Here is a 15,393-nt window from a genome sequence, read left to right as displayed (position 1 = left end):
AAATGCCTTCGCCTGGATCGTCAGCGTCGGCCCTCCCGGGCCACGGCGACCGCGCTCGTGCCGCTGCCGGATGGCGCCCGGGTCATCCTGGTCGCCGACACCACACAAACCACGCAGGTGACGCAACAACTGCGGGCGCTGATGATCGGCGCGGGCGTGGTGACCCTGTTGGCCGCCGCACTGTTGCTGGCGGCGGTCAGCCGGGTGGCACTGCGCCCACTGGACCGGCTGACGGCGCTGGCCAACGACATCCGGACCGGTGATCGCGGTCGGCGGCTGCGCCCCGACCGCCCCGATACCGAATTAGGCCGGGCCGCAGGCGCTTTCGACGGGATGCTGGACGCCTTGGAGGATTCCGAACGCCGGGCCCAGCGGGCCGCCGACGCGGCCCAGCGCGCCGAGACGGCAACCCGGCGCTTCATGGTCGACGCCGCCCACGAGCTGCGCACCCCGATCGCCGGGATGCAGGTCGCCGCCGAACAACTCGTCAACAGCGCCTCCCAGGAGGGCGACGACGCAGCAGACGGTCAATATCGCCGGGCCAGCCTGTTGCTGTCCGACGCGCGGCGCGCCGGGCGGCTCGTCTCCGACATGCTCGATCTGAGCCGCATCGACGCGGGCCTGCCGTTGGACACCCGTGACATCGACCTGGCCGCGATCGCCGACACCGAAGCCGAGCGGGCCGCGATGCTGGCGCCGCAACTGACCATCAGCCGCACGGGCGCCACCGAGCTGCATCTGGACGCGGACCCCACCCGGATCGCGCAGATCCTGTCCAACCTGCTCGACAACGCCCGCCGCTACACCCCGCCCGGGGGAGCCATCACGGTCGACGTGCGCGGGCGCACCGACGCCGCTGAGGTGACCGTCACCGATAGCGGCCCGGGCATTCCCGACGACGATCGCGAGCGGATCTTCGAACGGCTGGTGCGCCTGGACGCCGGCCGTGCCCGCGATCACGGCGGCGCCGGGCTGGGCCTGCCGATCGCCCGGGCGCTGGCGCGTGCCCACGGGGGCGAGCTGGTGTGTCTGCCGCACGACGGCGGGGCGAGGTTCCGGCTCACGCTGCCGCTCGCCGCGGCGGTGGAACAAGACCGGTGAACGGTGGCCGCCCCGGGCGAGGCGGCCACCGCTCGACATGGCTGCGCCGTCAGAATCCCGGCGGCGGCCGGAATGGGTCGCCGGGGCCCGGGGGCGGCGGCCCACCAGGACCACCCGGCCCAATCGGCGCACCCGGCCCACCCGGTCCCGGTGGCCCGCCGAATGGCAGGCCCGGCGGATGCGGCGATCCCGGCTGCCCCGGCGGCGGTGGCGGGGGCGGATCCGCGCTCGCCACCGCGGCGCCGAAGCCGGCCGCGGCCGCCCCGAGGGCTCCCGCGAGCAAGGACCCGGCGATGAGTTGGTTGATCTTCACTCGGCCCATCTCTCCTCTCTGTCCGGCGGCGCACTCAACCACGGGTAGACCCGCGGATCGCCGCGATCCGCGACAGTAGGAAGTCAGCCTGAAGCCAGCCTGAAGAAGCTCAGCCGGACGCGGTTTGCGCGGTCACGGCGGTGAGGCCCCACTTGTCCAGCCAGGGCTGGACGAGTTCGGCGACCGAGAATTTCGCCGGCGCGGAGCACCGGGGCATGGGCGTGTCGGGGTCGCCCCCGCGGATCAGGATGCCGACTGCGCGCACGGTGCCGTCGCCTTGCTTGAGATACACCGGGCCGCCGGAATCGCCGCATTGGCCGGGCGCCAGGAACACGACCTTGCTGTCGGTGATTTCCGTGACCTGTCCGCAGGTTGCCTCGCCGGTGCCGATGCCGAATTTGCAGAGTTCCTGGCCGGTTTGCAGGTTGGTGGCGACGCCGGCGACGGGCAGGGCGGCCCCGACAGCGGGATTGCGGGGAACGTTGTCCCCGGTGAGCACGATGAGGCCGATGTCGTGCTGTTCGTTGTGGACGCCCTCGCTGACCGTCTGGGTGAACGTGCCCAGGGTCGCGTAGGGCAGGACCCCGCCCAGGTTCATCGTCACCTTGCTGGCCTCGCCGGGCCGGTTGCAGTGGCCGGCGGTCAGGACGCCGGGCAGGCCCGTGCTGGTGCGCACTAAAAACCCTGCGGTGCAGCCCATCCCGCCCGTCCCGTCGGCGTACTCGACGTAGATGCCCGCACCGGGCCCGACGGCGCTCGACGCGGGCAGATCGATCGGCGACAGGAGTGGCGGCGGGGAGGGGTGAGGGCTCGGGGCGATGGTCTTCGGTAGCAGGTTCACCGCGGCGAGGAGGGCGGTCGCGCAGCACAGCGACGCGATCACCAGCAACGCGGAATGCGTCCTCGAACGTTGCTGCAGCGGGTATGACACGTGGGTTCCGGCCACCAGCCCCCCTTTGAGCGCGCGATGCCGGTAGGTACCGCACGCCCCAGCTTGCCAGCTTTTGGCCGTTCAAATGTGGCGATTAGCCAGATATTTCGCGCGAGCCGCTCAGCTGATGGTGGCCGGCTCGGGGGAGGGCTCGTCACCGACGGAACTGTGCGCGCGGTGATGGTGGCGGCGGTAGTGGCGGATCTCGATGACCAGGCCCGTCAGACCCAGCGTCGCCGTGCACACCGACACCAGATACAGCAGCGAGCTGGGGTGGCCGGCGAGCGCGTCGCCGAGGATCACGACGGCGGCGGTGCCGGGCAACAGGCCGCCAAGGGTAGCCAGCGTGTACGGCAGCACCCGCACGGTCGAGGCGCCGGCGGCGTAGTTGATCGCGGAGAACGGGACGGCAGGAATCAGCCGCAGTGACAAGATGGCCAGCCAGCCCCGTTGCCGCAACCGCTCGTCCACCGTGTCGATCGACCGGTGACGGACCAGGCGGTTCAGCCGCCACCCGGCGGCGCGGACCAGCAGCAGCGCGATCACCGCGCTCGCGGTGCTGGCGACCACCGCGATCGCCACCCCCATCAGCGGGCCGAACAGCAGCCCGGCCGCCAGGGTGAACGCGGTGCGCGGGACCGGCACCACGGTCGCGACGACGTGCGCCGCCAGGAAGGCCAACGGGAACCACGGCCCGACGGACTCCGCCCAGTCGCGCATCTGCACCGGCGTGGGCAGCGGCAGCCAGGACGCCGCCGCGATCAGGAGTGTGATACCGACCACTGTGGCGATCGCCCGGGGCCGCGACAGCAGACGCGCGGCGGCGCCCAGCGCGCCGGCGAGGTCGCGCAAGGTCCGGTTGATTCTGCAGGTGGCGGAAGCCGTCACGCCTTCAAAGGTTACGGGCCGCAGATGAATAACTCGTATCCCGAGGCTGGCGTTTCATCGGCGGCCAATCCCACCCTCCGGGCCGCGCGGTTTTCTGCCGACCGGCCCGATCAATTAGCCTCATTAGCAAGTCGCAGGCCCCATTTGCTGGCAAAAAAGGGAGCAATCGGTGTCCATTGATGTACCCGAACTCGCCGAACTGGAACAGGTTCGCGGGCGTTGGCGCAGTGCGGTCGCCGGAGTGCTGTCGAAGAGCACCCGGAAGGACCCCGAGGAACTCGGCGAGCAGCCCGAGCGCCTGCTGGAAACTCCGACCTACGACGGCATCGCCGTCCGGGCGCTGTACACGGCGTTGGACGAGCTGCCGGAACCGCCGTTGCCGGGCGAGTGGCCCTATGTGCGGGGCGCCGACGCGCTGCGCGACGTCAAATCCGGCTGGCGGGTGGCCGAGGCGTTCCCGGCCGACCGCGTCGCCGGGGTCACGGCCAAGGACGTCAACTCCGCGGTGCTCGAGGCGCTCGGCAACGGGGCCAGCGCGCTGATGCTGCGCGTGGGGGAGTCCGGCCTGACCGTCGACCAGCTCGAGGACGCCCTGGAGGGCGTGCACCTGAGCATGGCGCCGGTGATCGTCGACGCGGGCGCCGACTACTCCGCAGCCGCCGACGTCATGCTGGCGATGGCCACCCGGGTGGAAGCCGACCAGCGCGAACTGCTTTCGATCGACCTGGGCGGCGACCCGCTCACCGCGGTGCTCAGCGAGCGTCCCGCGCCGACGCTCGACGAGGTCGTCACGGTCGCGCAGCGCGCGGCCGGTGAGCGCGGCGTGCGTGCCGTCACCGTCGACGGGCCGGCCTTCCACAACCTCGGCGCCAACGCGACGTGGGAGCTGGCCGGCACCCTCGCCGCCGGCGTGGTCTACCTGCGACGGCTCACCGAGTCGGCCACGTCGGTCGGCGACGCGCTGCGGCAGATCAGTTTCCGGCTGGCCGCCGACGACGACCAGTTCGTGACGCTCGCCAAGATGCGGGCCGTGCGTCAGCTGTGGGCGCGGGTCGCCGAGGTCGTCGGCGACCCGGACGGCGGCGCCGTCACCGTGCACGCGGAAACGTCGCTGCCGATGATGACCCAGCGCGACCCGTGGGTGAACATGCTGCGTTGCACGCTGGCCGCCTTCGGCGCCGGCGTCGGCGGCGCCGACACCGTGCTGGTGCTGCCCTTCGACGTGGCGATCCCGGGCGGCTTCCCCGGCACGGCGAGAAGCTTCGCGCGCCGGATCGCCCGCAACACCCAGCTGCTGCTCCTGGAGGAGTCCCACGTCGGCCGGGTGCTGGATCCCGCCGGCGGCTCGTGGTACGTCGAGGACCTCACCGCGCGGCTCGCGGAGCAGGCCTGGGTGCTCTTCCAGGCCGTCGAGGCGCGCGGCGGTTTCGTCGAGGCGCGCGACTACATTGCCGAGCAGATCGCCGAGGTCGCGCAGCGGCGCGCCGACGACATCGCGCATCGTCGCACCGCGATCACCGGCGTCAACGAATTCCCGAATCTCACCGAACCCGCTCTGCCGCAGGATGCTTCGTCGGGCACCCCCCTGGCCGCCGGCCACCTGCAGCGCTACGCCGCCGCATTCGAGGCGCTGCGCGATCGCTCCGATGCCTACCTGGCCCGCGCCGGCGCACGCCCGCAGGCGCTGCTGCTTCCGTTGGGCCCGCTGGCCGAGCACAACATCCGGGCCACCTTTGCCGCCAACCTGCTGGCGTCGGGCGGCATCGAGGCCGTCAACCCGGGAACGGTCGACGCGACCACGGTCGCCAAGGCCGTCGCCGACGCCGGATCGCCGGGCGTTGCGGTGATCTGCGGCACCGACAAGCGCTACCAGGACGAGGCCGCGGCGATCGTCGAGGCGGCCCGGGCCACCGGTGTGTCGAGGGTCTACCTGGCCGGGCCGGAGAAGGCGGTGGGTGACGCCGAGCAGCGGCCCGACGAATTCCTGACCGCGAAAATCGATGCGGTCGAAGCCCTTTCGAACCTGCTCACTCGACTGGGAGCGTAGCCACGATGACCACCACCGCACCTGTGATCGGTAACTTCGCCGAGGTCCCGCTCAACGCGGACCGTCCGCCGGCTCCGCCCACCGAGGCGGCCGTCGAAAAGCACGTCGCCGCGGCCGCGGCGGCGCACTGGTACACGCCCGATCAGCTCGACTGGCACACCCCGGAAGACATCACCGTCAAACCTGTGTACATCGGCGCCGACCGAGCCGCCGCGGTGGCCGACGGTTACCCGCTGAACACCTTCCCCGGCGAGCCGCCCTTCCTGCGCGGCCCGTATCCCACGATGTACGTCAACCAGCCGTGGACCATCCGCCAGTACGCGGGTTTCTCCACCGCGGCCGAATCCAACGCGTTCTACCGCCGCAACCTGGCGGCCGGCCAGAAGGGCCTGTCGGTGGCCTTCGACCTGGCCACCCACCGCGGATACGACTCCGACCATCCCCGCGTCCAGGGGGACGTCGGAATGGCCGGCGTGGCAATCGATTCCATTCTGGACATGCGGCAGCTGTTCGACGGCATCGACCTGTCGACGGTGAGCGTGTCGATGACCATGAACGGTGCCGTGCTTCCGATCCTGGCGCTGTATGTGGTGGCCGCCGAGGAGCAGGGCGTGCCGCCCGAGAAGCTGGCGGGCACCATCCAGAACGACATCCTCAAAGAGTTCATGGTGCGCAACACCTACATCTATCCGCCCAAGCCGTCGATGCGGATCATCTCCGACATCTTCGGCTACACCAGCGCGAAGATGCCTAAGTTCAACTCCATCTCGATCTCCGGCTATCACATCCAAGAGGCCGGTGCCACAGCCGATTTGGAGTTGGCCTACACGCTGGCCGACGGCGTCGACTACATCAAGGCCGGCCTGGACGCCGACCTGGACATCGACAAGTTCGCGCCGCGGCTGTCGTTCTTCTGGGGCATCGGGATGAACTTCTTCATGGAGGTCGCCAAGCTGCGGGCCGGCCGGCTGCTGTGGAGCGAGCTCGTCTCCCAGTTCAACCCGAAGAACACCAAATCGCTTTCGCTGCGCACACATTCGCAGACCTCGGGCTGGTCGCTGACCGCGCAGGACGCCTTCAACAACGTCGCACGCACCTGCATCGAGGCGATGGCCGCGACCCAGGGGCACACCCAGTCGCTGCACACCAACGCCCTCGACGAGGCGCTGGCGCTGCCCACCGACTTCTCCGCACGGATCGCGCGTAACACCCAGCTGCTGCTGCAGCAGGAGTCGGGCACCACCCGGCCCATCGATCCCTGGGGCGGCTCGTATTACGTGGAGTGGCTGACCCATCGGCTCGCGCAGCGGGCCCGGGCCCACATCGCCGAGGTCGCCGAGCACGGCGGCATGGCCCAGGCCATCAGCGAGGGCATCCCCAAGCTGCGCATCGAGGAGGCGGCCGCGCGCACCCAGGCCCGCATCGACTCGGGGATCCAGCCGGTGATCGGCGTGAACAAGTACCAGGTCGAAGAGGACCAAGAGGTCGAGGTGCTCAAGGTCGAGAACAGCCGGGTGCGCGCCGAACAGCTGGCCAAGCTCTCCGAACTGCGGGCCAGCCGCGACCAATCCGCGGTCGAGGCCGCCCTGGCAGAGCTGTCCCGGGCGGCCGCGGCGCACGGGCGCGCCGGGGCGGACGGTCTGGGTAATAATCTGCTGGCGCTGGCGATCAACGCCGCCCGGGCCAAGGCGACAGTCGGGGAGATCTCCGACGCGCTGGAAAAGGTATACGGGCGGCACCAGGCGGAGATCCGCACCATCGCCGGCGTGTACCGCGACGAAGCCGGAAAGGCCACCAACATCGCCACCGCCACCGAACTGGTCGAGAAGTTTGCCGAGGCCGACGGCCGCCGGCCCAGAATTCTGGTGGCGAAGATGGGCCAGGACGGTCACGACCGCGGCCAGAAGGTGATCGCGACGGCCTTCGCCGACCTCGGGTTCGACGTGGACGTCGGCTCTCTGTTCTCCACGCCGGAGGAGGTGGCCCGGCAGGCAGCCGACAACGACGTGCACGTCGTGGGGGTCTCGTCGCTGGCCGCCGGTCACCTGACGCTGGTGCCCGCGCTGCGCGAGGCGCTCGCCGAGGTGGGACGGCCCGACATCATGATCGTGGTCGGCGGGGTGATCCCGCCCGGCGACTTCGACGAGCTGTATGCGGCCGGGGCCGCGGCCATCTTCCCGCCCGGGACCGTGATCGCCGACGCCGCGATCGGCCTGCTGCACAAGCTGGCCGATCGGCTGGGTTACACGCTCGACTAGATGGGGTCCCGCAAGAGCGACACCGTCGACGAGCTCGCCAAGGCCGTTCGCGGTGGCGACCGCGCGGCGCTGCCGCGGGCCATCACGCTGCTGGAATCCACCCGCGCCGACCACCACGAGAAGGCGCAGCGGCTGCTGCTCGAGCTGACGCCGGACTCGGGCAACGCCCACCGCGTCGGCATCACCGGGACACCCGGGGTGGGGAAGTCCACCACCATCGAGGCGCTCGGCATGCACCTGATCGAGCGGGGCCATCGGGTCGCGGTGCTGGCGGTCGACCCGTCGTCGACGCGCACCGGTGGGTCGATCCTGGGCGACAAGACCCGGATGGCGCGCCTGGCGGTGCACCCGGACGCGTACATCCGGCCGTCGCCGACGTCGGGCACCCTGGGCGGCGTGGCAAAGGCCACGCGCGAGACGGTGGTGCTGTTGGAGGCCGCCGGTTTCGACGTGATCATCATCGAGACCGTCGGCGTCGGCCAGTCCGAGGTGACGGTGGCCAACATGGTCGACACGTTCGTCCTGCTGACCCTGGCGCGCGGCGGCGATCAGCTGCAGGGCATCAAAAAGGGTGTGCTGGAGCTGGCCGACATCGTGGTGGTGAACAAGGCCGACGGGGAGCACCTCGCGGAGGCCCGGGTGGCCGCCCGCGAACTGTCGTCGGCGATCAGGCTGATACACCCCCGTGAAACGCTGTGGCGGCCGCCGGTTCTGACGATGAGCGCGATGGAGGGGACCGGCCTGGAGGAATTGTGGGAAACCATCGAACGTCATCGTCAGGTGCTCACCGAGGCCGGTGAGTTCGAGGCGCGCCGGCGCGCCCAGCTCGTCGACTGGACGTGGCAGATGGTGCGCGACACCGTCTTGGACCGGGTGTTGTCCAACCCGAAGGTGCGGACGATGCGCGCCGACGTCGAGCGCCGGGTCAAGGCCGGGGAGCTGACCCCGGCGCTGGCCGCTGAGCAAATATTGACGGCCGCGTCAGACTAACGGATAGGTAAACAATCTAGATTTCGCTCCGGCGGGGTGTGAAATCGAAGTAAATTCGAAAGCGTGACGGTGGAAACCCGAGTCGATCGCCGCGCGGTCCCTGTCCACGATGACCATGACGCAGGTCATCGTGTGTCCGGCGCGGCGGACTCACACTTTGGATGCGTCGTTCGCAGCTTTTCGACCATGTTCCCGGCCCGCCGGTTCGGCGGCGGCGCCCTTGCGGTGTATCTCGACGGCCAACCCGTCGTCGACGTCTGGACCGGGTGGTCCGACCGGGGCGGCCACCGGCCGTGGTCGGCCGACAGCGCGCCGATGGTGTTCTCGGCGACCAAGGGAATGGCCGCCACCGTGATTCACCGGCTCGCCGACCGCGGGCTGATCGACTACGAGGCGCCCGTCGCGGAGTACTGGCCGGAATTCGGGGCCAACGGCAAGGCGAAGCTCACCGTGCGCGACGTGATGAGGCACGCCGCCGGCCTGTCGGGCCTGCGCGGCGCCCGCAGCGAAGACCTGCTGGACCACGTCTTGATGGAAGAGCGGCTGGCAGCGGCGGCGCCCGGGCGGCTGCTGGGCAAGTCGGCCTATCACGCGCTGACCTTCGGCTGGCTGATGTCCGGCCTCGCCCGGGGCGTGACCGGGAAGGGCATGCGGGTGCTGATCCGCGAGGAGCTCGCCGAGCCGCTGGGCACCGACGGGCTGTACCTGGGGCGCCCGCCGGCCGGGGCGCCGACGCGGGTCGCCGAGATCATCGCTCCACAGAACCTCGTGCGGAACCCGCTGCTGAGCTGCGTGACACGCAAGGTGGCCAACGAGCTGTCCGGGGGATTCCGGTCCATGTACTTCCCGGGCATGGTCGCCGCCGTGCAGGGCAACACGCCGCTGCTGGACGCCGAGATCCCGGCCGCCAACGGGGTGGCGACGGCCCGCGGGCTGGCGCGGATGTACGGGGCGATCGCCAACGGCGGCGAGGTCGACGGCATCCGGTTCCTGTCCAAGGAGATGGTCGCCGGCCTGACCGGTCGACGCAGCCTGCGCCCAGACCGAAACCTGTTCATGCCGTTGGCCTTCCACCTGGGCTACCACAGCCTGCCCATCGGCAACGTGATGCCCGGATTCGGCCATGTGGGCCTCGGTGGGTCGCTCGGCTGGACCGATCCGGCGAGCGGGTTGGCGTTCTCTCTGGTTCACAACCGGCTGCTGACGCCGTTCGTGATGACCGACCACGCGGCGTTCGTCGGCCTGTACGCGCTGATCCGCAACGCCGCCGAGAAGGCTCGCAAACGCGGCTTCGAACCGGTGACGGAATTCGGGGCGCCGTACTTCGAGCCGGGGGCCGTCGCGGGCTGACCCGGCAAACAACCGCGCACGGTTGCGCGGGCCGCGCTCAAGCACGGCATCGCGGTGGCAGGCACTGAAAAGGTCCAGCTCAGCGGGCTTCTAAGCGGTCCGATTAATGCCCGGTCAACGGGGTCTTTACAAAGTTGACATGCGTTTCATAGAAGAGGCTCGCAAAGTCAAACAATCGGTAATAATTCCGCGGTACACCTGGCATCGATGACGCGCGCGACGTGGAAGGCTGCAGCTGGATGAAATGGGCCCGCATAGTTCGACCCAACGAAAGCAACACCGAATCCACCAGCCTCCTCGAGCGTTCGACCGCGACGCGCCCACTTGCCCTGTTCGTCCTGGGAATGGGGCGATCGGGGACGTCGGCACTGACCCGGGTCCTTTCGTTGTGCGGCGCCACGCTCCCGGCGGGAATGATGGGTGCCGACGAGATCAACCAGCGCGGCTACTGGGAGCCGCGGGCATCCCTCCTGCTCAACAGGTCGATCCTGGAGCGCCGCGGCAGCGCCTGGTGGGACCCGTCACTGCGCGTGCTCGAGGAAGGTGCCTTCACCCCGGCGGAGAGGTCGGCGGCTACCGCCGACATCGCCGCTTACCTCAGGTCGCTGCCGGACGCACCGCTGCTGGTCATCAAGGACCTGCAGATCGTGGTGCTCTGGGAGATGTGGTTCGAGGCGGCACGCCAGGCGGGTCTTGACGTCGCCGTTGTGATCGCGGTGCGTCATCCGCAGGAGGTGATCGCGTCGCTCGGCAAGGCCACCGGGGCGTCACCGGAACTCGCGAGCGCCCTGTGGTTGAAGGGAAACCTGCTGGCCGAGCGCCAGTCGCGCGGCGTGCCCCGGGTGTTCGTCGAGTACACCCAGCTTCTCGAGAACTGGCGCCGCGAGGTGAAGCGGATTTCGACCGCGCTGGAGATCGAGCTGCGCGCCGAGGACGAAAGCGCGGTCGATGAGTTCCTCACCCCCGATCTGCGGCGCAACCGGGACAGTGGCCCGGTCATCGATCGCTTCGGCGCCGGCTGGATGTCGGCGGTCTACGAGGCGATGCGCACGGCGGCGCTGGACGGGCCACCGGACGCGGCGACGCTGGATCGGGTGTTCGAGGCCTACCGGGCCAGCGAGCATGATTTCCGGCTCGCGTTGGAGGACGCCCGCGGCCATTCCAACAGCCTCACCGCCAGGCTGCTTCGGCCGTCCCTGATGAAGCCGGTGCTCGAGGTTGTCGCGATGGCGCACCGGCGCAAGGGAACCTGGGCCTAGCCGACGGTTCGCCCGGCGGGCGAACGCGCCCGCGTCATCGAGTTGTTAAGTAAGCAAAACAAATATGCAAAATTGACGCCCTCGTCACCGAATCACGCTAGAGTCGTTAGCGCACCATGATCCGATCATTAGCTCGTCAGGGGAGAGCCTGATCCCGCAGGAGGTGCAGGGGGACGGTGTCGTCTTTGTGCCAAAGACGTTGAGGTGGATTGAGTTTCATTTCTCGACGTCGCAGTGCACACCGGGCAAAGACGGTCTTGACTGTGACGGCGTTGCCGTGCGCGAGAGCTCGAGATGGGCGCGGAACCGAGAAGTCATGGGTGGCAACCGAGTTCGCATGTAGCGAGGTGCACCGAAAGGTTTGCGTTTGCAATGAGATTTGCCCGGATCGCGAAATCTGCTGAAACTACTCACCCCGTCCGTCGCCCGGTCATTGTCTTCGTGTTGGGCCCACAACGCTCGGGCACGTCGGCGATCACGCGGGTTCTCTCGCTGTGCGGTGGAACGCTTCCCCCCGGGATGTTGGGCGCGGATGCGAACAATCCGCTCGGCTATTGGGAACCGCGGGCCGCCATCACGCTCAACGAGTCGATCCTGCGTCGCCACGGCAGCAACTGGTATGACCCGTCACTGCGTTTGCTGGACGATGCCGCGTTCAGCCCCCGAGAGAGGGCTGCCCACATCGCCAAGATCGCGGGCTACCTCACCAAGTTGCCGGCGGCGCCACTGGTGGTGATCAAGGAACCCCGGATAACCACCTTGTCCGACCTGTGGTTCGAGGCGGCACGCACGGCCGGGTTCGATGTTGCGGCCGTCATCGCGGTGCGCCAGCCGCAGGAGGTCATCAAGTCGATCGCCGCGTCCTGGCAGGTCTCTCCGGCGCTCGCCAGTGCGATCTGGGTGAAATACAACCTGCTGGCCGAGCGCCACACGCGCGGCGTGACGCGGGTGTTCGTCGAGTACGCCAACCTCCTCGACGACTGGCGCCGGGAGGTGAAGCGAATCTCGTTGGCGCTCCCAATGGAATTGAGCGCGGACGAAGAACAGCCGGTCGAGGACTTCCTGCGGCCCGACCTGCGACGCCAACGACACAGCGGCCCGGTGGCCGATCTCTTTGGCACCGACTGGATTTCGGCTGTCTACGAAACACTGTGCGCGGCGGCGCTGGACGAGCCCGTGGACAGGGGCACGCTGGATCGGGTCTTCGAGTCCTACCGCGCGTGTGAACGCGATTTCCGCCAGGCTTTCCAGGACTTTCACGGATTATCCAACAGCATGCTGTTCCGCGTCTTCCCGCCCATGATCGCGGGCCCGGTGATGGAGGTGCTCGCGATGGCCCATCGGCGCAGGGGCACCTGGGCCTAGTGGTACCCGGCCGGGACCGGCAATCCCGCTGACCCCGCGAGGGTGCCCGATATGATCGACCGGACCGTGCTGTCGGCAACGCGCGCGCGTCCTACCTGCAGACCAATGGGAGGTCCCGGCTCTTGTCAGCTTCCGTGCTCATCACCGGAGGGGCGGGGTTCATCGGGTCGGCACTGTCGCACCGTCTCGTCGGGGACGGTTACGACGTCGCGGTGATGGACGTCTTGCACCCCCAGGTGCATGGGGGAGACCGGCCGCTCGACCTGCCGTCGTCGGTGCGGTTGTTCACCGGCGACGTCACGCACGCTCCCGATTGGGACGCGGTGCTGCGGCTGTGTCGTCCCTCGCAGATCGTCCACCTGGCGGCCGAAACCGGAACGGCGCAGTCCCTGTCGGAAGCCACGCGCCACGGTTCGGTGAACGTGGTGGGCACCACCCAGCTCCTCGACGCCTTGAGCCGCGCGGGAATCGTTCCCGACCAGCTGGTACTGGCGTCGTCGCGGGCCGTCTACGGCGAAGGCGCCTGGCAAGCTGGCGGCCAGGTGTTCTACCCGCCGCCGCGCAGCCACGCACAGCTCGTCGCCGGCCAGTGGGATCCCCCGGGGCCCGGCGGTGCACCTGCGGTGCCGCTGCCCAGCCGCGCGAGCGGGACGGAGCCCCGGCCGACCAACGTTTACGCCGCGACCAAGCTCGCCCAGGAGCACCTGCTGGCGGCCTGGACGGCCGCGCACGACACCAACGTCAGCGTGCTCCGTCTCCAGAACGTCTACGGTCCGGGCCAGTCGCTGACGAATTCGTACACCGGAATCGTCGCGCTGTTCGCCCGGTTGGCGCGCGAGGGTCAATCGCTGGAGGTGTACGAAGACGGCCGGATCGTGCGGGATTTCGTCTACATCGATGACGTCGTCGACGCGCTGTACGCCGCCCTGCAGCGGCCCGCGGCGGGGTCGCGCCGCCTCGACATCGGGTCGGGCAATGGGACCACCATTCACGAGCTGGCGGACAAGGTGGCCGCCATGTGCGACGCGCCTGCCCCGACCGTTGTCGCGAAATTCCGTGATGGTGACGTGCGCGCCGCCAGCTGCGACATCGGACAGGCCGAAGCCGAGCTGGACTGGCACCCGAAGTGGACGCTCGACGACGGTCTGCGCGCATTGCTCGAATGGATCGGCAAGCAGTCCGAATCCTCCGGCTGACCAACCGAAGAGCCGCCTTCACCGTGTCGAAAACCATCAGCGCCCGACCGGGTCGGGCGCGCATCCAGCAAACGGCGCGGCTTTCGATGCAGGGCGGCGGCCGTCGGAAGCATATGATGGTCCGCAGGGGGCTGACCGGTGGTCAGGCGACAAGTCACTCGTTGACTACGCGGTACAGGTTAGGGGGGCCGAGGGTTGGCGAGCATGATGGAAAGATGCGAAAAGCGTTGGCGGCCGGGGCGAACGTCTAGGCTGATCAACGGGAGGAAGTTCGTGCGAACTGGGGGGCAGTCTTGACCGTTGCCGATCGCGGCATGCGATCTTCATTCGTGGACACGCGATCGGCGTACCTCGACTTGCTCCGCCGCAACCTCACCCGGTTCGGCAGCGACGAGTTGGTGCCCGTCGGTTGGAACTACTTCGGGCGGCCGATGCTCAGCACCCGCAAATTCATGATGGTGCGCAAGCGCCCGTTCAATCCGCACGCGCGCGGCCTGGGGCTCGATTGGCCCGCGGATGCCCTGACGATGATCGGCATGCAGCGGCTGACCAGTTTGCAGCAGTGCGTCGAGACCGTGCTGAACGAGGATGTCCCCGGCGACTTGGTCGAGTGCGGGGTGTGGCGCGGCGGGGCGTCGATCCTGATGCGTGGCGTGCTGGCCGCCTACGGCGATAAGCAGCGGCGGGTGTGGCTGGCCGATTCGTTCGAGGGGGTTCCGCCCCCGGACACCGCCCATTACGAAGCGGACAGGGGAATCCGGCTGCACCGCGCCGCCGGCGTGTTGGCCGTGTCGGAGGCGCAGGTCCGGGCGAATTTCGAGCGCTATGGGTTGCTGGATGACCAGGTTCGTTTCCTGCCGGGCTGGTTCAAGGACACGCTGCAGGATGCGCCGATCGATCGCATCTCCGTGCTGCGGCTCGATGGCGACCTGTACGAGTCGACGATCCAGGCGCTCGATGCGCTTTATCCGCGGCTATCGCCGGGCGGTTTCTGCATCGTCGACGACTACCACGCGATCGAGGCCTGCCGGCAAGCTGTCACGGACTACCGGACGAAGCACGGAGTGACCGCCGAGATCGTGGAGATCGACGGCACCGGGGTGCTGTGGCGTAAGGAATGACGAGCCGCTTCGCCGTCGCTGAGTAGCCCGCACCGATGCTGGCATACGCCGATATCTAAGGTGATGTCGGTGCATCATTGCCGCCGATGGCACAACTGAAGGGCTTGAACTCGCGATGAAAATGGTGCTGGCGAGCTATGGCACTCGCGGCGACATCGAGCCTTCCGTGGTGGTCGCCCGCGAATTGGTCCGTCGAGGCCACGACCTGGTGATGGCGGTCCCGCCCGACTCGATCGCCTTCACCGAGGCGGCCGGCCTGGCGGCCGTCCCGTACGGGCTGGAATCGCAGGCGTGGCTGGACCTGTACCGCAACTTCTGGACGTCGTTCTTCGGCGCTTTCTGGCGGGTCCGGGAGATGAGGTCGATGTGGCGCGAGATGTGGGACCTCAGCGACCAGTGCTGGGCGCAGATGAACACCACCCTGGTGTCGCTTGCCGACGGCGCGGATCTGCTGTTGGCCGGGCAAAGCTATCAGGAGCCCGCCGCCAACGTCGCGGAGTACTACGACATCCCGTTGGCCACGCTGCATCACGTCCCCATGCGGCCGAACGGCCAGACCGTTGCGATGCTGCCG

Annotated in this window: 12 protein-coding genes and 1 pseudogene; 10 read left to right on the top strand and 3 right to left on the bottom strand. The window is 68.9% G+C overall.

Annotated elements, in window-relative coordinates; all coding sequences use genetic code 11:
• A partial coding sequence (locus tag A5692_RS07335; protein WP_068054052.1) for a HAMP domain-containing sensor histidine kinase occupies positions 1 to 1,101 on the top strand: 1,101 nt, incomplete at its 5' end.
• A gap of 49 nt (positions 1,102 to 1,150) precedes the next feature.
• Here A5692_RS07335 and A5692_RS28080 read toward each other — a convergent pair.
• The 3 genes from A5692_RS28080 to A5692_RS07325 form a co-directional block, all read right to left on the bottom strand.
• On the bottom strand, positions 1,151 to 1,414 hold the full coding sequence (locus A5692_RS28080; protein WP_082962443.1) for a hypothetical protein: 264 nt from the start codon (positions 1,412 to 1,414) through the stop codon (positions 1,151 to 1,153).
• 109 nt (positions 1,415 to 1,523) lie between these two features.
• Positions 1,524 to 2,363 carry a S1 family peptidase gene (locus tag A5692_RS07330; RefSeq protein WP_068054045.1) on the bottom strand — a complete coding sequence of 280 codons (840 nt, stop codon included), beginning with the start codon at positions 2,361 to 2,363 and terminating at the stop codon, positions 1,524 to 1,526.
• Positions 2,364 to 2,465: 102 nt separating this feature from the next.
• On the bottom strand, positions 2,466 to 3,233 hold the full coding sequence (locus A5692_RS07325) for a TVP38/TMEM64 family protein (RefSeq protein WP_068054044.1): 768 nt from the start codon (positions 3,231 to 3,233) through the stop codon (positions 2,466 to 2,468).
• Between the two features lie 169 nt (positions 3,234 to 3,402).
• On the opposite strand from A5692_RS07325, the gene mutA reads away from it, so the two are divergent.
• The 9 genes and pseudogenes from mutA to A5692_RS07280 all read left to right on the top strand — a co-directional run.
• Positions 3,403 to 5,280 carry a methylmalonyl-CoA mutase small subunit gene (mutA, locus tag A5692_RS07320; RefSeq protein ID WP_068054041.1) on the top strand — a complete coding sequence of 626 codons (1,878 nt, stop codon included), beginning with the start codon at positions 3,403 to 3,405 and terminating at the stop codon, positions 5,278 to 5,280.
• 5 nt (positions 5,281 to 5,285) lie between these two features.
• A complete protein-coding gene (scpA, locus tag A5692_RS07315) occupies positions 5,286 to 7,538 on the top strand; it encodes a methylmalonyl-CoA mutase (protein WP_068054038.1) in 2,253 nt (750 codons plus the stop codon).
• Positions 7,539 to 8,539 (top strand): annotated as a pseudogene (gene meaB / locus A5692_RS07310) (methylmalonyl Co-A mutase-associated GTPase MeaB).
• Between the two features lie 52 nt (positions 8,540 to 8,591).
• On the top strand, positions 8,592 to 9,878 hold the full coding sequence (locus A5692_RS07305; RefSeq protein WP_068054033.1) for a serine hydrolase domain-containing protein: 1,287 nt from the start codon (positions 8,592 to 8,594) through the stop codon (positions 9,876 to 9,878).
• A gap of 344 nt (positions 9,879 to 10,222) precedes the next feature.
• Positions 10,223 to 11,137 (top strand): sulfotransferase family protein, encoded by a 915-nt coding sequence (locus A5692_RS07300; protein ID WP_068054050.1) that lies wholly within the window; start codon positions 10,223 to 10,225, stop codon positions 11,135 to 11,137.
• Positions 11,138 to 11,509: 372 nt separating this feature from the next.
• The gene (locus A5692_RS07295; protein ID WP_068054030.1) at positions 11,510 to 12,502 is read left to right on the top strand and encodes a sulfotransferase family protein; all 993 of its coding nucleotides are present in this window, start codon (positions 11,510 to 11,512) and stop codon (positions 12,500 to 12,502) included.
• 134 nt (positions 12,503 to 12,636) lie between these two features.
• The gene (locus A5692_RS07290) at positions 12,637 to 13,698 is read left to right on the top strand and encodes an NAD(P)-dependent oxidoreductase (RefSeq protein WP_068054026.1); all 1,062 of its coding nucleotides are present in this window, start codon (positions 12,637 to 12,639) and stop codon (positions 13,696 to 13,698) included.
• Positions 13,699 to 14,012: 314 nt separating this feature from the next.
• Positions 14,013 to 14,819: a TylF/MycF family methyltransferase gene (locus A5692_RS07285; RefSeq protein WP_068054048.1), complete on the top strand. Its 807-nt coding sequence runs from the start codon at positions 14,013 to 14,015 to the stop codon at positions 14,817 to 14,819.
• A 115-nt stretch (positions 14,820 to 14,934) separates the two neighbouring features.
• On the top strand, positions 14,935 to 15,393 hold a 459-nt coding region (locus tag A5692_RS07280; protein WP_231984230.1), incomplete at its 3' end, for a glycosyltransferase.

The sequence above is a fragment of the Mycobacterium sp. E342 genome (genome assembly GCF_001667665.1).
Classification (GTDB): domain Bacteria; phylum Actinomycetota; class Actinomycetes; order Mycobacteriales; family Mycobacteriaceae; genus Mycobacterium.
The sequence above is the reverse complement of the archived record's forward strand: the minus strand, read 5'-3'. Positions and strand labels throughout refer to the sequence as shown.